Annotated in this window: 17 protein-coding genes; 4 read left to right on the top strand and 13 right to left on the bottom strand. The window is 58.2% G+C overall.

The annotated features are described in order from the left end of the window. Positions 1–90 precede the first annotated feature (90 nt). Complete coding sequence (locus ACR0E6_RS04360; RefSeq protein WP_480581170.1) at positions 91–1,092, bottom strand: NADPH:quinone oxidoreductase family protein; 1,002 nt, start codon at positions 1,090–1,092, stop codon at positions 91–93. A 125-nt stretch (positions 1,093–1,217) separates the two neighbouring features. On the opposite strand from ACR0E6_RS04360, the gene ACR0E6_RS04355 reads away from it, so the two are divergent. Together ACR0E6_RS04355 and ACR0E6_RS04350 are read left to right on the top strand one after the other, a co-directional pair. Next, positions 1,218–2,036, top strand: coding sequence for an SDR family oxidoreductase (locus ACR0E6_RS04355; RefSeq protein WP_480581167.1), 819 nt, complete (start codon positions 1,218–1,220; stop codon positions 2,034–2,036). 15 nt (positions 2,037–2,051) lie between these two features. After that, positions 2,052–3,080: a phosphotransferase family protein gene (locus tag ACR0E6_RS04350; protein WP_480581165.1), complete on the top strand. Its 1,029-nt coding sequence runs from the start codon at positions 2,052–2,054 to the stop codon at positions 3,078–3,080. Between the two features lie 17 nt (positions 3,081–3,097). On the opposite strand, the gene ACR0E6_RS04345 is transcribed toward ACR0E6_RS04350, so the two are convergent. Beyond that, complete coding sequence (locus ACR0E6_RS04345; RefSeq protein WP_170630037.1) at positions 3,098–3,703, bottom strand: 2-hydroxychromene-2-carboxylate isomerase; 606 nt, start codon at positions 3,701–3,703, stop codon at positions 3,098–3,100. 171 nt (positions 3,704–3,874) lie between these two features. Here ACR0E6_RS04345 and ACR0E6_RS04340 point away from each other — a divergent pair, with 171 nt between their 5' ends. Together ACR0E6_RS04340 and ACR0E6_RS04335 are read left to right on the top strand one after the other, a co-directional pair. Then, on the top strand, positions 3,875–5,095 hold the full coding sequence (locus tag ACR0E6_RS04340; protein WP_480581162.1) for a serine hydrolase domain-containing protein: 1,221 nt from the start codon (positions 3,875–3,877) through the stop codon (positions 5,093–5,095). Positions 5,096–5,144: 49 nt separating this feature from the next. Next, positions 5,145–6,014, top strand: a complete 870-nt coding sequence (locus tag ACR0E6_RS04335; RefSeq protein ID WP_170450682.1) for an acyl-CoA thioesterase — start codon at positions 5,145–5,147, stop codon at positions 6,012–6,014. Here the strand turns inward: ACR0E6_RS04335 and ACR0E6_RS04330 are convergent. The 11 genes from ACR0E6_RS04330 to gmk form a co-directional block, all read right to left on the bottom strand. Then, the gene (locus ACR0E6_RS04330) at positions 6,011–6,778 is read right to left on the bottom strand and encodes an SDR family oxidoreductase (protein ID WP_480581159.1); all 768 of its coding nucleotides are present in this window, start codon (positions 6,776–6,778) and stop codon (positions 6,011–6,013) included. The genes ACR0E6_RS04335 and ACR0E6_RS04330 overlap by 4 nt on opposite strands. Before the next feature lie 163 nt (positions 6,779–6,941). Beyond that, entirely contained in the window at positions 6,942–8,171 is a 1,230-nt protein-coding gene (locus tag ACR0E6_RS04325) for an acyl-CoA dehydrogenase (protein ID WP_170450678.1), read from the bottom strand. A 135-nt stretch (positions 8,172–8,306) separates the two neighbouring features. Then, positions 8,307–8,996, bottom strand: coding sequence for a phosphate regulon transcriptional regulator PhoB (gene phoB, locus ACR0E6_RS04320; protein ID WP_170450676.1), 690 nt, complete (start codon positions 8,994–8,996; stop codon positions 8,307–8,309). 12 nt (positions 8,997–9,008) lie between these two features. Further along, a complete protein-coding gene (gene phoU / locus ACR0E6_RS04315; RefSeq protein ID WP_170450675.1) occupies positions 9,009–9,710 on the bottom strand; it encodes a phosphate signaling complex protein PhoU in 702 nt (233 codons plus the stop codon). Between the two features lie 25 nt (positions 9,711–9,735). Next, positions 9,736–10,524, bottom strand: coding sequence for a phosphate ABC transporter ATP-binding protein PstB (gene pstB / locus ACR0E6_RS04310; RefSeq protein WP_480582213.1), 789 nt, complete (start codon positions 10,522–10,524; stop codon positions 9,736–9,738). Between the two features lie 23 nt (positions 10,525–10,547). Next, on the bottom strand, positions 10,548–11,879 hold the full coding sequence (gene pstA / locus ACR0E6_RS04305) for a phosphate ABC transporter permease PstA (protein ID WP_480581156.1): 1,332 nt from the start codon (positions 11,877–11,879) through the stop codon (positions 10,548–10,550). After that, entirely contained in the window at positions 11,876–13,348 is a 1,473-nt protein-coding gene (gene pstC, locus ACR0E6_RS04300) for a phosphate ABC transporter permease subunit PstC (RefSeq protein WP_170519766.1), read from the bottom strand. The genes pstA and pstC overlap by 4 nt, the downstream gene beginning before the upstream one ends. Positions 13,349–13,434: 86 nt before the next feature. Next, positions 13,435–14,475, bottom strand: coding sequence for a substrate-binding domain-containing protein (locus tag ACR0E6_RS04295; protein WP_480581153.1), 1,041 nt, complete (start codon positions 14,473–14,475; stop codon positions 13,435–13,437). 191 nt (positions 14,476–14,666) lie between these two features. Beyond that, complete coding sequence (locus ACR0E6_RS04290; RefSeq protein WP_170450665.1) at positions 14,667–15,713, bottom strand: ATP-binding protein; 1,047 nt, start codon at positions 15,711–15,713, stop codon at positions 14,667–14,669. A 28-nt stretch (positions 15,714–15,741) separates the two neighbouring features. After that, positions 15,742–16,266, bottom strand: coding sequence for a gamma carbonic anhydrase family protein (locus ACR0E6_RS04285; RefSeq protein ID WP_480581150.1), 525 nt, complete (start codon positions 16,264–16,266; stop codon positions 15,742–15,744). Further along, a complete protein-coding gene (gene gmk, locus ACR0E6_RS04280; protein ID WP_170450661.1) occupies positions 16,263–16,904 on the bottom strand; it encodes a guanylate kinase in 642 nt (213 codons plus the stop codon). Before gmk ends, ACR0E6_RS04285 begins: the two co-directional genes overlap by 4 nt. Positions 16,905–16,917 lie beyond the last annotated feature (13 nt).

The following is a 16,917-nucleotide window of genomic DNA, read 5'->3' as shown; positions in this document are numbered from 1 at the left end:
ATGAATAGGCCAGATTGTCTACTGCGCTGTGTCGCATTGCAGCATAAGCGCCCCGGGCTGTGATCTTGTGCCGCTTGTTCAGCGCGAATTTCAGTCTGAACCGGGTGTGACGACCAGCTTTCCCAGAACCGAACGCCCGGCCAGCAGATCCAGCGCCTGTCCGGCTTTGGCCAGCGGGAATCGATCACTGATGCGCGGTTTGATGTGTCCCGCAGCATAGAGGCCAAACAACTCGGCAACATTTTCCGCGTGCCCCTTTGGGTCACGGAATACGGACGCGCCCCAGAATACTCCAACGACCTGACACCCTTTGAGCAAGGGCAGGTTCAACGGGATGTTCGGTATCCCTGCCGGGAAGCCGACAACCAGAAAGCGCCCGTTCCACGCCATACTGCGCAGGGCGGGCTCGGCAAAGGGTCCTCCGACCGCGTCATAGACGACATCCACACCATTTGGCCCGGCCAATGCTTTGATCTGGCCGGAGAAGTCCTTTTGCGCCTGCTTGTCCATGTCTTTCGGGTACACGATGGTCTCATCCGCGCCGACCTGACGACAAAACTCGGCCTTGTCCTGCGACGACACCGCCGCAATCACCCGCGCGCCCATGGCCTTACCCAACTCAATCGCGGCCGAACCGACGCCTCCGGCCGCGCCCAGAACCAAGAGTGTCTCGCCGGATTGCAGATGCGCGCGGTCTTTCAGAGCGTGGTACGAGGTGCCGTAGGTGAAAATGAAACAGGCGGCGTCCTCATACGGCATCTCGTCCGGGATCTTGATCGCCGTCGCAGCCTTAAGTGTCAGGTGCGTCGCAAATCCGCCGTGACCAGTCAGCGCCAGCACCCGATCACCCGGTTCAAATCCGGTGACGTCTTCACCGACGGCCAGAACCTCTCCGGAAATTTCTCCGCCGGGGGCGAAGGGGCGCGGGGGCTTCATCTGATACAGATCGCGGATGATCAGCGTGTCGGGAAAGTTCACGCCAGCCGCTTTCACTCCGATCAACAGATCGCCATTACCGGGGGTTGGATCGGGCAGGGTGGTCAGTTCCAAAGTCTCGGGCCCGCCGGGCGCGACGCTGAGTAATGCTTGCATGTTGACCCTGATGTCTCTGTTATTCTGTCACAGGAAGCTTTGGTGCAGGATCATGTGTTGTCAACGGGCCATCCCCTTGGTTCCCGCAACGGCACCTGCCCACAGATGTCAGTGAGGAGCAGACCATGACCCCCGAGATCCTATTTTCGCTGCAAGGCAAAACCGCGCTGGTGACAGGTGGTGCAACCGGCATCGGGCGCATGGCGGCCGAGGCTTTGGTCCGGGCCGGGGCCCATGTCCTGATCGCCTCGCGCAAAGGCGATGCCTGCGCAGCAGTTGCCGAAGAGTTGAACGCGCTGGATGCACCGGGCGGCGCGGTTGGATTTGGCGGGGATCTGGGAAGCCAGGAAGGGATTGACGCGCTGGTTGCGGACATTAATGCGCGCACTGACCGCCTTGATATTCTTATGAATAATTCCGGCGTTAGCTGGGGCGCGCCAATGGGGCAGTTCCCATATGACGCTTGGGACAAGGTCATGTCCGTCAACGTTGCTGGCATATTCGATCTGACCCAGAAACTGTTGCCCTTGCTTATGAAATCCGGCACCGCCGAAGATCCTGCGCGGGTCGTCAATGTCGGCTCGGTCATGGGTGAGGTTCCGATGGGCGATGGGGCCTATAGCTATTCGGCGTCCAAAGCTGCGGTGCTGCACCTGACCAAAATCTTGGCGAAAGAATTGTCGCCTTACCATGTCACCGTGAACGCCCTGGCCCCGGGGCCGTTCGTGTCGCGCATGACAGCTTTTGCCACAGCGGACGAAGATACTCGCGCCAAGGTCGGCAAATCCGTCCCTCTGGGCCGCGTGGGCCGGGACGAGGATATTGCGGGCTGTATGCTGTTTCTGTGCGGACGCGGTGGCAGTTACGTGACCGGTGCGGTTATCCCGGTGTCAGGTGGCATTAACGTTGTGACCGCTGGCAATATCTTTGAAGCCGCGTTCTAAGTGCGAGGGCCAGTTATGAGCACCGAAACCGATCTGGACCTGGATGCTGTCGACGCCTACCTGTCCCAACATCTGGCGGGGTATGAAGGTCCGCTGGACGCCACGAAATTCGCCATCGGCCAGTCGAACCCGACCTTCCGGTTGCGTACCCCAAAACAGTCGTACGTTTTGCGCCGCAAACCCCCGGGTGTGCTGCTGAAATCCGCCCATGCGGTGGATCGAGAGTTCCGGGTGCAACGCGCCCTTGCAGACAGCCGCGTTCCGGTGCCGCGCATGCTGTTACTGTGCGAGGATGATTCGGTGATCGGATCGGCCTTCTACTTAATGGAACATCTGGAAGGCCGGGTTTTTCTTGAGCCGCAGATGGAGGGCGAAAGCAACGATGCCCGCCGCGCGGTCATCGACGAAATGAACCGGGTTCTGGCAGAGTTGCATATGGTGGACATCGACGCCGCTGGTCTGACTGACTACGGCCCGACGGGGAACTATTTCGAACGCCAGATCTCACGCTGGACCAAGCAATACCGCGCATCCGAAACCGCGACCATTGCGGACATGGACAGGTTGATTGATGCGCTAGAGGCGTCACTTCCGCGGGATGATGGGCAGCGGACGCTGGTGCATGGTGATTATCGCATCGACAATTTGATGTTCGCCGCAGACGGCACCGACTGCATCGGTGTTCTGGATTGGGAATTGTCGACCATCGGTCATCCCTATGCAGATCTGGCCGCCGTGATCATGCAGTGGCAAATGCCTCCGGGAAAGGAGGGGCGCGGGCTGGCCGGAATCGACCGGGAAGCTCTGGGCCTGCCTAGTGATCGGGCCTTTATCGCACAATATTGCGAACGGCGCGGTCTGCCGGGGATCGACAATTTCGGCTTCTACCTGGCCTTTAACTTCTTTCGGATGGCGGGGATTTTGCAGGGCGTCTACAAACGCGCGCTGGATGGCAACGCGTCCGATCCAAAACGCGCCCAGGCGTTCGGAGCCTATGTTCCCATCTTCGCGCAACACGGGCTGGCCGCGCTGGAACAACGTTAGGTTGGGTCGTCAAGCATTTAACTTTTCAGAGAAAGTTCAAGGTCGAGATTGGCAAGGCTGTTCTTGCCAAAAAACATCTCGGACCCCACGAACATGCTGGGAACACCAAAGGCACCGCGTCTGACGATGTCTTTGGTCTGCTCTTTCAGCAATTGCTTGGTCTCGGGCGCGGCGATGGCCTCGCGGATTTTGCGGACGGGCAGTTCGGCCTCGCGCAGGATCTCGGACAACACATTCAGCTCATCGACCTTTTGACCGTGCACCCAAATCGCATCAAATACTGCGTCTATATATTTGTTTTCCCACGGCTTTCCAGACGCATAATACGCGCCGCGCATGGCGAATTTGGTGTTCACCGGAAAATGCGGGCTCATGTGAAAGCTTACGCCGCGACGGCGGGCAAAGCGATGCAGATCATGGGTCAGATAGGATGATTTCTGACGGTTTTCTGAAAAAGCCTCGAACGGGCTTTGGTTATGCGTGGATTTGAAGATAACCGGCAACATCACCGGGACCGGCACGACCGTCGCCTTGTGCCCCTTGGCGATTTTCGGCAGCATTTTATACGCGAGAAACGCATTCGGGCTGCAAAAATCGTAAACGAAATCTATGGTTTGCGCCATGTCGGTACTCCAGAGGAAGGTGTCGGCAGATCTTTAGAACAGGCACGCAACGAATCTGCGACGGGGGCAGTCTTTCATAGAAAGTAATCGCTTATGGCCTGCACATTGCAAGGGACAAACTTCGCGGTGCTGGCATAGGGTGAAATCAGGCAGCTTTCAGACAGGTTCACCATGACATTCTTCGACCCAAACCGCCTGAACCGCATCCGCACCTGGATGGATCGGTATGTCACGCAGCGAAAATACGCGGGCAGCGCGTTTTTATTGACACATCAAGGCTCCGAAGTGTTCTTTCACGCCTGCGGCCAGCGTAGTGTTGAAAATAATCTGCCGTTTCAGCGGGACACGCTGACCCGGATCTACTCAATGACCAAACCGATCACGTCGGTCGGGCTGATGATGCTGGCCGAGAAGGGGCTGTTCCACCTGGATGCGCCTCTGTCCGATTTTCTTCCGGAATTCAGTGGGATGCAGGCGCTTATTCCCGGTGCCGAACGGCTGGATCAAACCGAGGATGCACCGACGCCGACGCTTCATCAGTTGCTGACGCATACCAGCGGGTTCAGCTATCCGTTCAATCCAGGCCTTTTGCCCAAAGCGATGGATGAACAGGATCTGTTATTCAAGCCTAACCAAGGGCTTTTGGCAGATTGTATCCGTGATCTGGCCGCGTTTCCGCTGGCGTTTCAACCCGGTACGCGCTGGGAATACTCGGTCAGCACGGATGTGTTGGGCCGCGTGATCGAAATCGTGTCCGGCTTGCCGCTGGATCGGTACTTCGCGCAAGAGATATTCGCACCACTTCAGATGACCGAAACCGGCTTTTCGGTGCCTCAAGGGGCAGGGGACCGGTTTGCCTCGCTCTACTCGCCCTTGTCCGGCGACGCCATGGCGCTGAACTCTGCCGAGCGGGGCACGGAAACTCTGCGCCTTGTGGATGAGGCCGGATCATCGCCCTTTGAACGCACGACCACATTTTCCGGCGGCGGCGGGTTGATCAGCACCATCGACGATTATGCGCGGTTTGTCGAAATGCTGCGCAATCGGGGGGCTTTTGACGGTCACCGTCTGCTGGGGCCGAAGACCGTAGACTTCATGCTTTGCAACCACTTACCGGGCGATATTGCCTCGATGGGCCCCAGCAGTTTTGCGGAACAACCGATGGAGGGGATGGGTTTTGGTCTGGGCGGATCGGTCGTCCTGAACCCGGGCAGGGTGCGTGTGCCGGGGTCGGTCGGGGATTTCAGCTGGGGCGGCATGGCCTCGACCTATTTCTGGCTCGACCTGAAAAACGATCTGACAGCCGTGTTTTTTACGCAATTGTCGCCATCCAGTTCCTATCCGTCCCGGGCCGAGTTAAAGGCGCTGGTTCTGGCCGCCATGATTGAATGATCCGATACCGGCTGATACCCAAAACACGATCACTTCCGGAGACAGGACCATGACCGAAGCCGAACGTATTCTTCTTGACCTTCTGGATATTGAACGGCTTGAGGTTGATCTGTTCCGGGGCACCGGGTCTGGCGGCGAAACCCCGACCCGCATCTTTGGCGGGCAGGTGATCGCCCAGGCCCTGGCCGCAGCCTATCGAACGGTTGAGGATCGGCTTTGCCACTCTTTGCACGCCTATTTCATTCGTCCCGGCGATCCATCCATTCCAGTTATTTATCAAGTTGATAGGGCGCGGGATGGAGGCTCTTTTACAACTCGTCGGGTCGTTGCGGTTCAGCATGGGCGGCAAATTTTGAACATGTCGGCTTCGTTTCATGTTCAGGATGAAGGATGGGAACATCAGCATGCGATGCCCGCACTGAACGGGCCAGAAACCTATCCGTCCCGAGCCGAGCTTCGGGGCAAATACCTGGACCGCGTTCCCGAGAGACTTCGCAAGGAACTGATGCGCGAACGTCCTATCGAAGTACGAGAGGTTGGGCATCTGGACCCGTTCAATCCGGCGGTGGCAGATGACCGCAACCAGATCTGGTTCCGCATGGGGGCCGCCGCAACCGCTGATGCCCGAACACAGCACCTGTTGCTGGCATATGCCTCGGACATGGGTCTGCTGAGTTCGGGAATGCGCCCGCATGGGCTAAGCTGGTTCACCGGACAGGTGAACGGCGCAAGCCTTGATCATACAATGTGGTTTCATGCGCCGGTGCGTTTCGAGAACTGGCATCTTTACGCGATGGATTCACCGTGGTCAGGGCAGGGACGCTCGTTCAATCGCGGCTCGATCTATTCGCAGGACGGAGTTTTGGTTGCGTCGGTCGCGCAGGAAGGTTTGATGCGCAAGCCACAGTCGAGGGTTTAGTTATCTTCCACAAACTGTTGATTTAACTTCCGCATTCCGATCAGCCAACGATCATAGTCGGCGGATTTGAGGCGGATGTAATCCAGAACCTGAGGGTGTGGCAGAACAAGAAACTGTTCGGCGCGAATGGCCTCGACACAGGCGTTTGCGACGTCTTCGGGTTCCAGCATTCCGTCTATGGCGGCGACCGAAGCCTCGTGCCCGCGCGTCATCTCGGACCGCACGGCCTGAGGGCACAGGACCGATACGCCCAGGCCTTTATGGCCATAGGTCAAGGACAACCATTCGGCAAATCCGACGGCTGCGTGTTTCGTGACCCCATACGGCGCTGCGCCCGGTTGGTTCAAAAGTCCGGCTGCTGAGGCCGTGATCAGCACATAGCCTTTGCCACGTTCGATCATGCGCGGCACCAGATGACGCGCCATCCAGACATGAGACATAGCGTTGATGGTCCAGATCCTGTTCCAGTCGTCATCCGGAACATCCGGGCCGCCAAGCGTCAGGATGCCAGCATTTGCACAGAACAGATCTATCGGCGCGATCTCGCTTTCAACATGATCGATCAAAGCTTTGATCTGCGCTTCGCTGGACACATCACAGGGATAGGCATGGCCGCCGATACCAGCGGCAACGGCTTGTGCGGCTGCAAGATCAATGTCCGAACACACGACCGTTGCACCGTCCTGCGCAAACCGCTGAGCCAGACCTTTGCCAATGCCGCCAGCGGCGCCGGTTACAACAACTGTTTTTCCATTTAGATCCATGGGGCGTTTCCGATGTGGTTCAGTTATGTGCGCTAAGCGTAAGGTTTTGCAGTGTTTTCAAATTAAATTATTTTACATAATACTGATTATACGCTTACCAGAACACTGCTCTCACTGCCGCCAAACGCGCGGTTGGCGGCAGATTTGGGATTGGGCGCAAGGCTTAATAAAACGCCTGCAACCCCGTCTGAGCACGCCCCAGTATCAGCGCATGGACATCATGCGTGCCTTCGTAAGTATTCACGGTCTCCAGATTGACCATGTGGCGGATTACGTGGAACTCCAGCGAAATGCCGTTGCCGCCGTGCATGTCACGGGCCATGCGTGCAATGTCCAGCGCCTTGCCGCAGTTGTTGCGTTTCACAATCGACACCATCTCGGGCGCGGCCTCGGCCTGGTCCAACAAACGACCGACACGCAAGCTGGCCTGCAGGCCCAAGGCGATCTCGGTCTGCATATCCGCCAGTTTGCGCTGGAACAATTGCGTCTGAGCAAGCGGCTTGTCGAACTGCTTACGGTCCAGCCCATATTGACGCGCCGCGTGCCAACAGTGTTCCGCAGCCCCCATGACGCCCCAGCTGATGCCATAGCGGGCGCGGTTCAGACAGCCGAACGGACCTTTGAGGCCCTGAACATGCGGCAGCAACGCACCCTCGCCCACTTCAACGCCGTCCAAAACGATTTCACCGGTGATCGACGCGCGCAGGCTTAGTTTGTTTTGAATCTTCGGCGCGCTCAGACCTTTCAACCCTTTGTCCAGAACAAACCCGCGAATTTTGCCGTCATGCGCATCGGACTTGGCCCAGACCACGAATACATCCGCAATCGGAGCGTTGGAGATCCACATTTTGCTGCCGGTCAACCGGTAGCCACCGTCGATTTTCTCGGCCCGCGTTTTCATGCCTGCGGGATCCGAGCCTGCATCAGCTTCGGTCAGGCCAAAACAACCGATCCATTCGCCAGAAGCCAGTTTCGGCAGGTATTTTTGACGCTGTTCTTCGCTGCCGTAGGCATAGATCGGATACATGACCAGCGAGCTTTGCACCGACATCATCGAGCGATATCCGGAATCCACACGCTCAATCTCGCGCGCTACAAGGCCGTAGGACACGTAGTTGCCGCCCAAACCGCCGTATTCCTCCGGGATCGTGGTGCCCAGCAGGCCCATCTCACCCATCTCACAGAAAATCTCAGGATCGGTTTCTTCGTTCTGGTAAGCAGCGGTCACGCGCGGCAGCAGCTTTTCCTGAGCATAGGCCCGGGCGCTGTCGGTGATCATCCGTTCGTCTTCTTGCAGTTGGTCAGACAGGCGAAACGGGTCTTCCCACGAAAATTTACCCAGATCCGGCGCATCTTTTGCACGCAAGGTCGGTTTCGTTTGAGGCGCGTTCATTGTGCTTCTCCGCTTGATCAGATTTGCTGCACCCTAACGTGGGTCTGCCGCAAAAAACAGCAAGAGTTTGGCACGTGTCCACAAGCAATTGTCATGGGCAGGAAACCGGTGTCCGAGGTCCCTGCCCTTGATGTGTTATCCCAAAGCGTAACCGGCGCCGCGCACAGTGCGCACAGGGTCTTCACCGCCATGTTGGGTCAATGCCTTGCGCAGCCGACCGATATGAACATCGACGGTCCGCGTATCGACATAGATGTCGCGGCCCCAGACCCGATCCAGCAGTTGCTCGCGGCTCCAGACGCGTCCCGGTTTTTCCATGAAGGTACTCAGCAGCCTGAACTCGGTCGGGCCCAGTTTCAGCGGCTTGCTGTCGCGGCTGACCTTATGCGTCTCGGAATCAAGAACAATGTCGTCGAACTCCAACAGGATGCCCACGGTCGCCGGACGCACGCGCCGCAATTGGGTGCGCACGCGGGCCATCAGTTCGACAACCGAATAAGGTTTGACAACATAGTCGTCTGCGCCCGTTTCAAGGCCGCGCACCTTGTCGACCTCTTCCGAGCGCGCCGACAGCATGATGATCGGGATCGAGCGCGTATCGGGCCGGGTTTTCAACCGCCGACAAACCTCGATCCCGCTGAGATTGGGCATCATCCAGTCCAGAACGATGATGTCGGGGCTGTCTTCATCCACCAGAAGCAATGCTTCGTCACCGCTGGCGGCTTTGGAAACCCGAAACCCTTCGGCCTCGAGGTTATATGCCAGCACTTCACGCTGGGCGAGTTCATCCTCGACAACCAGGACAGTTGGCTGATCTGCGGACATCTTCTGCGTCTCCTAGACGGTTTGTGACGTGGTGTCGGCCTTGGGCCGCGCTTCGGCCGGGCGTTCACCCGTGACCAGATAGACCACCTGCTCGGCAATCGAGGTAACGTGATCGCCCATCCGTTCAATATTCTTGGCGATGAAATGCAGGTGCATACAGGCCGAGATGTTGCGCGGGTCCTCGGCCATATAGGTCAGGAACTCGCGGAACAGGCCGTTATACATCTGGTCGACATCTTCATCACGGTTGATGACGTCGGTCGCCAGTTCGGCATCGCGCTGGATATAGGCGTCCAGGGCGTCGCGCAGCATCCGTTCGACTTCGCGCGCCATGCGGCGCAGGGCGGCGGCACTGCCGTTGACCTCGCCTGCATCGACCAGAACCGTGGTACGCTTGGCGATGTTCTTGGCATAGTCACCGATCCGTTCGAGGTTGCCGGATACTTTCAACACTGAAAGAACCAGACGCAGGTCGCTGGCTGTTGGCGCGCGCAGTGCGATCAGGCGGGCGGTTTCCTCGTCGATCACCTCTTCCAGCGCGTCGATGGCCTTGTCACCCTGCCGAACTTCCTGCGCCAGTTCCACGTCGCGGGATTCAAGCGAGCGGGCGGCGCTCATGATGGCGGCTTCGACCAAGCCGCCCATCTTCATGATATGCGCCTGGATGGCCTCAAGGTCACGATCGAAAGCAGATGCAATATGTTGTTCGCTCATATCGGTCATATCTGAATACCTGTGCTCAGCCGATGCGGCCTGTGATGTAGCTTTCCGTGCGCGGATCTACGGGGTTGGTGAAGATCTGGCCGGTTTCTCCGAACTCGACCAGGTTGCCCAGATGGAAGAACGCGGTTTTCTGGCTGACGCGCGCGGCCTGTTGCATCGAGTGGGTGACGATCACCACTGAATACTGCGCACGCAGTTCGTCGATCAGTTCCTCGACTTGCGCGGTCGCAATGGGGTCCAGCGCCGAGCATGGCTCGTCCATCAGCAGAACTTCCGGCTCAGTCGCTACGGCGCGAGCAATGCACAGGCGCTGCTGCTGACCACCCGACAGGCCGGTGCCGGGGGCATCGAGGCGGTCCTTGACCTCGTCCCAGATTGCACCGCGGCGCAGCGATTTCTCAACGATCTCATCCAGTTCTGCTTTGTTCTTGGCCAAGCCGTGGATGCGCGGGCCGTAGGCTACGTTGTCATAGATCGACTTGGGGAACGGGTTCGGTTTCTGGAACACCATACCGACCTTGGCGCGCAATTGCACCGGATCGACGCGCTTGTCATAGATGTCTTCGCCATCCAGTTTGAAACTGCCCTTAACGCGCGCCACGTCGATTGTGTCGTTCATCCGGTTCAGGCAGCGCAGAAAGGTGGACTTGCCGCAGCCCGACGGGCCGATGAACGCGGTGACGGTTTTGTCTTCGATGTCGACATTCACATCTTTGATGGCGTGGGTGTCGCCGTAGTAGACTTGGCAGTCCCGGCACTCCAGCTTGATTTCATTGGTGTCCACTTGTCTCTCCACTCGCGACATGTCGTTCATAGTATAGCCCCTTTTTACCAGCGGCGTTCAAAGCGGCGGCGCAGGATGATTGCGATGATGTTCATGGTCAGCAGGAACATCAGCAGAATGATGATCCCGCCCCAGGCCTTTTCGTAGAAACCCACATCGGCGCGGGCGGCCCAGGTGTAGATCTGGGCGGGCATGGCCGAGTTTGCTTCGGTAAAGCCAGCAAGGAAGCCGTCGGGGTAGCCACGGGCCACAAAGCCTACCATCCCGATCAGCAGCAGCGGCGCGGTTTCTCCCAAAGCCTGCGCCAGACCGATGATGGTTCCGGTCAGGATACCGGGCGCAGCCAGCGGCAGCACGTGGTGGAACACCGCCTGCATTTTCGAGGCCCCTACCCCAAGTGCGGCATCGCGGATCGACGGAGGAACCGCCTTCAGCGACGCGCGGGTCGAGATGATGATCGTCGGCAATGTCATCAGCGTCAGCACCAGACCACCGACCAGCGGGGCCGATTGCGGCAGGTGCATGAACTGGATGAACACAGCCAGACCGAGGATACCGAACACAATCGACGGAACAGCGGCGAGGTTCGAGATATTTACCTCGATCAGATCGGTAAACTTGTTCTGCGGCGCGAATTCTTCCAGATAGATCGATGCCGCCACACCAATCGGCAGGGACAGGCCCAGAACGACCAGCATCATGAAGAACGAACCCACGACCGAGGCGCCGATACCAGCACCGCCGGGGTTGTCCACGCCCGAGTCTGCGCCGGTGATGAAGGGCCAGTTGAAGACCTGCTTGATGATCCCGACCTCTTCCAGCGCATCCACCAGATCCAGGTCGCTTTTCTGAAGGAAGCGGCTGTCCTGAATGCTGTCGCGCGACACTCGGCCCTTGTAGTATCCGTCCACCCGGCTGGACGCTGCCAGATCAAACTCAACCGGTTGGCCCAACTGATCCGGGTTGTCCGCATAGAACGTCCGAATGGTTCCGCCGACTTTACCCAGAAGACGCTCAATCGCGGCCTCGTCGAAATCGACCTCAAGTCCGCTTTCATCCAGCTCTTTGTTCAAGGCCGCGATGAACAGGTCAGAATAGGCCTTGGTCTTGAACAAGGTGCTTTCGGCTTCTTCCTGTTCCTGCTCGGTCAGTGTGAATTCCACGCTGACAACGGTCCGGGTAAAGGCCGGGATCCCTTCGGACAGGATCGAGGCGAACAGGACGAGCAGAAAGAACAGGCCGGTGGCAATGGCCACGATCCCATAGGCGCGAAAGCGTTTTTCGGCATTGGCACGTTTGCGGGTATGTGCGTCTGACGCCGTGAGCGACACAGATTTGCGACGCGGCTCAGAGGTTTGCATGCTTGCGTCGGTCATTCGTACTGCTCCCGGTACTTGCGCACGATGTAAAGGGCAAAGACGTTCAGGCCCAGCGTGACAACGAACAGTGTCATGCCAAGCGCAAAGGCAACCAGCGCTTCGGGCGAGGCAAAATCTGCATCACCGGTCAGCTGGCTTACGATTTTCGCGGTGACGGTTGTCATCGCCTCAAAAGGGTTCAGGCTAAGCCGCGCTGCGGCCCCTGCCCCCAGAACCACGATCATGGTCTCACCAATGGCGCGCGAGGCTGCCAGCAGGATGGCCCCCACGATCCCCGGCAATGCGGCAGGCAGAACCACCTGACGAATGGTCTCGGACTGCGTGGCACCCAATCCATAGGACCCGTCGCGCATCGCTTGTGGCACGGCGTTGATGATGTCGTCTGACAAGGATGAGACAAACGGGATCAGCATGATGCCCATGACCAGACCGGCGGTCATCACAGCCGTACCGGCTTTCATCCAGCCCAAACCTTCATCGCCGAAGACACCCAGAAGCATCGGGCCAACAGTCAGCAGGGCGAAAAGGCCGTAGACGATGGTCGGGATACCGGCCAGAACTTCGAGCAGCGGCTTGGCAATCGAACGAACGGCGGGCGAGGCATATTCGCTGAGGTAAATCGCAGCGAACAGGCCAATCGGCACCGCCACCAGCAAGGCAACGACCGAGATATACAGCGTGCCCCACAGCAGCGGCAGGATGCCAAGATCCGACGCGCCACCCCGACCCGAAAAGCTGGGGGCCCAGGTGGTGCCAAAGAAGAAATCAGAGGCGGGGTATAGTCGGAAGAACTCCCACGTATTGAAGACCAGTGACAGAACGATGCCAACGGTTGTCAGGATGGCGATGGACGCGGCGGCCAGTAGCAAAACGCGGACGCCCTGCTCAACCACATTTCGCGCGCGATAGCTGGCATTGGTTTGCACCAGGCTGACGGCTGCCCCTGCCAGTGCAACAAGGATCACAGCGATCGTCATCACCAGATAGCCGCTTGCATTCATCACGCGATAGCGTTGCGCGGCTTGAAGAACCGGTTGCGTGATGGTCGATGTCACAACCTGCCCGGCGTCTTTCAAAAGTTGCGTGATGTCGGCGACATCCGCGCTTGGGTTTTGGGCGACAGCCTCGTCCAGCTGACCCTGAGTGATGGCGGCATCCAGCCCCGACGCGGTACGGCGCACTTCGGCCATGACCAGCCCGCGCGACGAGCCTTCCTGAATGGCCGAGTCCGGGATCATCCCAGAGATCTGAGAGTTCACGAATAACGGCTGCGCCAGCAGCCACACGATCAACAACCCAAAGGCAGGTATGACCACCTTCAGCGCGACATTGGCACCGTAAAAGGACGGAAGGGAATGCAGTTCCCGACTGTCGCCCCCGGCGCTTTGCAAGGCGCGAGACCGCCCCAACACATAACCGACTGCCGCAATCGCCAAGACAATCAGAAAAAGCCAAATTATCGGCATAACGCCCCCACAGGTCTTGATCGGGAAGAGAAGAAACATGGGGGCGGCACAGAATGCCGCCCCCCGCAAATCATATCGAAGGGGGCTTAGCTGCCCGAACCCATGGTGACTTCGTTGGCAATCGCTTCCTGAGTTTTGGACAGCTCAGGGTCAGCAACCAGACCATAGTTGGCCAGCGGGCTCGACGGGCCAGCAATTTCGTCAGCGGTGAAGAACTGAGCGTATTCTTTCAGGCCGGGGATCACGCCGATATGGGCTTTCTTCACGTAGAAGAACAGCGGACGCGACACAGGGTATTCACCGGTCGAGATGGTCTCGGTCGACGGTGCGATACCGGACATGGTCGCAACTTTCAGCTTGTCGGTGTTGTTCTCGTAGAACGCCAGACCAAAGACGCCGATGCCGTTCGGGTTGGTGTCGATACGGGCCAGGGTTTCGGTGTAGTCGCCGTCGATGTCGACCGACTTGCCATCGGTGCGCACGTCCAGACATGCATCTTCGGCATCATCTTCGCTCATGCCGCCTGCAACCATGGCTTCCATTGCACCGGTTGCTTCACAGCCGATCAGCAGAACTTTTTCTTCGAACACTTCACGGGTGCCGTGCTTGGTGCCCGGAATGAAACCGGCGATTTCAACGTCAGGCAGGTCGCCGTTGAACTCGGCCCAGGCGTTGTAGGGGTTGTCGACGATCTCACCGTCTTTCAGAACCTTCGCGCCTAGGGCATTGAAGATGTCTGCAGGCTCAAACGCGGTGAAGGCAGGGCCAGACTGCTGGCTTGCGAAAACGATGCCGTCATAGCCGATGCGGACTTCCATGATGTCGGTCACGCCGTTTTCGGCACAGGCTTTGATTTCTTTTTCGCGGATGGCGCGCGATGCGTTTGCAACGTCGATGGTGTTTTCGCCAACGCCCTCACAGAAACGCTTCAGGCCCGCCGAAGAACCGCCCGATTCGACAACGGGTGTCGGGAAATCGGTGTTTTCACCAAACAGTTCAGCAACGATCGAGGCATAAGGCAGAACGGTCGACGAACCGGCAACCTGTACGTTGTCACGAGCTGCAGCAGTGGTTGCCGAGACGGCAGCGATTGCCAGCGCAGATGCCGACAGTTTTACAAAGGACATTTCAGTCTCCCTGAAAAGTAGAACTTGATCACCCCCATGATGATCTTGCGGGCACGTTTAAGTGAGGTGCGTAAGCCTTTTGTGACAGGTATGTAACAGCTTTATGACAGTCGTTATGAAAACTGAGTGACGTGACGCAAAGCTGCCATGCGCCGTTTACATACCGGCGGGTTCAACCGCGGACCCAGTCATTACCGTGGTAAAATAACAGTAAAGACCGATCCCTTGCCCAGATCGCTTTCCACGCGTAACCGCCCCCTGTGGCGATTGACGATGTGCTTTACAATCGCCAACCCCAACCCGGTTCCACCCAATTGACGCGAGCGGTGGCTGTCGGCGCGATAGAATCGCTCGGTCAGGCGTGGCAGGTGCACCGCGTCGATGCCCGGGCCTTTGTCCACGATCTGAACCCGGACCGCCGGGCCGCGCATGGCTGTGTCACGCTCGGACGGGACAATGCGCACTTCGACACTGCCGCCGCTGCCGCCATATTTGATGGCGTTCTCGATCAGGTTCGTGAACACTTGCCGCAACTGGTCGCTGTCACCGATCAATGACACCGGGTCCTGCGGCGCGTTCAAATTCAGGACGACACTGGCATCCTCGGCCAAGGGTTTCAGCGAGTTCAGCGTCGACTGCAAAAGCCCCGTCAGTTCCAGCTGTTCCTTGGGGCGCACCCTCTCTTCACTTTCCACACGGTTGAGCGACAGCAGATCGCCAACAAGCCTGTTCATCCGGTTCGCCTCATCCGTCATGATCTGAAGAAACCGATCCCGCGCCGCTGCGTCCTCGCGCGCGGGGCCGCGCAGGGTTTCAATAAAGCCCATCAGCGCCGTAAGGGGCGTGCGCAATTCGTGGCTGACATTTGCGACGAAGTCACGGCGCATCTGGCTGGCCTGTTCCAGATGGGTAATGTCCTGAAAGATGGCCAGAACCGCCCCGCCCGAGACGGCACCGACACCGTTCATATAGCGGCACTGAACTTCGAACGTCGTATCCTGCGCGCCGTCATTGGACAGATGCCGGGTTTTGCTGGGCCCTTTGCTGCGCAGGCTCTGCTCCATCGCGTCAATCACCTGCGGTTGGCGCAAGATGGTCGCGAAATGCCGACCTTGCATATTTTGCCCCAGCAGCGTGCGGGCATCGGTATTTGCGGCGATGATGCGCTCGGTCTGATCTACCATCAGCGCGGGCATCGGAATGGCCGACACTATTTCCGTAAGCAGGTCTTCTGACATCGGCTGATTCCGTACTTGTCCCGATCTGTCAGGACACAGGCCTCATGGTTTCGCGAAATTTGCGCATGTTCTGCTGATAATGCAGCGCGCTGAACGTGATCCGCTGGGCCGAGGCATCATCCAACTGGCGCACAACCTTGCCCGGTGATCCCATGACCAGCGAATTGTCCGGGATTTCCTTGTTCTCGGTAATCAGGGCCCCTGCCCCGATCAGACAATTCTTCCCGATCTTTGCCCCGTTCAGAACAATCGCGCCCATACCGATCAGAGTGTTTTCACCGATGGTGCAGCCATGCAGCATAACCTTGTGACCAATGGTGCAATTCGCCCCGATGGTCAGCGGATAACCCGCATCGATATGCATGACACAATTTTCCTGAACATTGCTGCCTGCGCCCACCCGAATCTCTTCATGATCGGCGCGGATCGTGCAGCCGAACCAGACCGAGGCACCTTCTTCCAGAACGACCTTGCCGATCAGATTGGCATCCGGCGCGACCCAGGTGTCTTCATGGATTTCGGGCACGCGATCACCCAGGGCGTAAATGGTCATGACAGGGCCTCGAATTCGTTTTGCAATGTGCGGACGTGGTCTTGAAGCTTCGGCTGCTGAATGCGGCGCATCCGTTCGGCACTGACGATAGTTTTCAGTTTTTCCTCGGTCGCGTCCAGATCATCATTGACCAGAACATAGTCGTAATAGCCCCAATGGCTGATCTCATCCCAGCTTTTCAGCATCCGCTTTGCGATCACGTCCTCGCTGTCCTGACCCCGGCCTTCCAGACGGCGGCGCAGTTCGGGAATCGAGGGCGGCAGGATGAAGATCGACAACGCGTGTTTTCCAAGGTCCGAATTACGGATCTGAACCTCGCCCTGCCAATCCACGTCGAACAGCACGTCCTTGCCTGCATCGATCGACTCGCGCACCGGGCCAGCGGGGGAGCCATAGAAATTACCGAACACATGCGCGTGTTCCAGCATCTGGCCATTGGCGACCTGCTGTTTGAACTCATCCTCGGTCTGAAAATAATACTCGCGCCCGTGTTCTTCGCCCGGACGCGGGGCGCGGGTTGTGGCCGAGATCGAGAATTCCAGGCCGGTGTCCCAGGCCATTAGCCGACGGGCCAAAGTGGATTTGCCCGCGCCGGATGGCGAAGACAGGATGATAAGTAGCCCGCGGCGATCTGCCATTTCAGTTCTTCCT

Source organism: Ruegeria sp. AP12, from assembly GCF_056540025.1.
This window is presented reverse-complemented; position numbering and strand designations above follow the sequence as displayed.

What these genes read in the sequence shown, in the direction of transcription:
- ACR0E6_RS04360 (WP_480581170.1), bottom strand. Translation starts at nt 1,092, where the DNA reads ATGCAAGCATTACTCAGCGTCGCGCCCGGCGGGCCCGAGACTTTGGAA.
- ACR0E6_RS04355 (WP_480581167.1), top strand. Translation starts at nt 1,218, where the DNA reads ATGACCCCCGAGATCCTATTTTCGCTGCAAGGCAAAACCGCGCTGGTG.
- ACR0E6_RS04350 (WP_480581165.1), top strand. Translation starts at nt 2,052, where the DNA reads ATGAGCACCGAAACCGATCTGGACCTGGATGCTGTCGACGCCTACCTG.
- ACR0E6_RS04345 (WP_170630037.1), bottom strand. Translation starts at nt 3,703, where the DNA reads ATGGCGCAAACCATAGATTTCGTTTACGATTTTTGCAGCCCGAATGCG.
- ACR0E6_RS04340 (WP_480581162.1), top strand. Translation starts at nt 3,875, where the DNA reads ATGACATTCTTCGACCCAAACCGCCTGAACCGCATCCGCACCTGGATG.
- ACR0E6_RS04335 (WP_170450682.1), top strand. Translation starts at nt 5,145, where the DNA reads ATGACCGAAGCCGAACGTATTCTTCTTGACCTTCTGGATATTGAACGG.
- ACR0E6_RS04330 (WP_480581159.1), bottom strand. Translation starts at nt 6,778, where the DNA reads ATGGATCTAAATGGAAAAACAGTTGTTGTAACCGGCGCCGCTGGCGGC.
- ACR0E6_RS04325 (WP_170450678.1), bottom strand. Translation starts at nt 8,171, where the DNA reads ATGAACGCGCCTCAAACGAAACCGACCTTGCGTGCAAAAGATGCGCCG.
- phoB (WP_170450676.1), bottom strand. Translation starts at nt 8,996, where the DNA reads ATGTCCGCAGATCAGCCAACTGTCCTGGTTGTCGAGGATGAACTCGCC.
- phoU (WP_170450675.1), bottom strand. Translation starts at nt 9,710, where the DNA reads ATGAGCGAACAACATATTGCATCTGCTTTCGATCGTGACCTTGAGGCC.
- pstB (WP_480582213.1), bottom strand. Translation starts at nt 10,524, where the DNA reads ATGTCGCGAGTGGAGAGACAAGTGGACACCAATGAAATCAAGCTGGAG.
- pstA (WP_480581156.1), bottom strand. Translation starts at nt 11,879, where the DNA reads ATGACCGACGCAAGCATGCAAACCTCTGAGCCGCGTCGCAAATCTGTG.
- pstC (WP_170519766.1), bottom strand. Translation starts at nt 13,348, where the DNA reads ATGCCGATAATTTGGCTTTTTCTGATTGTCTTGGCGATTGCGGCAGTC.
- ACR0E6_RS04295 (WP_480581153.1), bottom strand. Translation starts at nt 14,475, where the DNA reads ATGTCCTTTGTAAAACTGTCGGCATCTGCGCTGGCAATCGCTGCCGTC.
- ACR0E6_RS04290 (WP_170450665.1), bottom strand. Translation starts at nt 15,713, where the DNA reads ATGTCAGAAGACCTGCTTACGGAAATAGTGTCGGCCATTCCGATGCCC.
- ACR0E6_RS04285 (WP_480581150.1), bottom strand. Translation starts at nt 16,266, where the DNA reads ATGACCATTTACGCCCTGGGTGATCGCGTGCCCGAAATCCATGAAGAC.
- gmk (WP_170450661.1), bottom strand. Translation starts at nt 16,904, where the DNA reads ATGGCAGATCGCCGCGGGCTACTTATCATCCTGTCTTCGCCATCCGGC.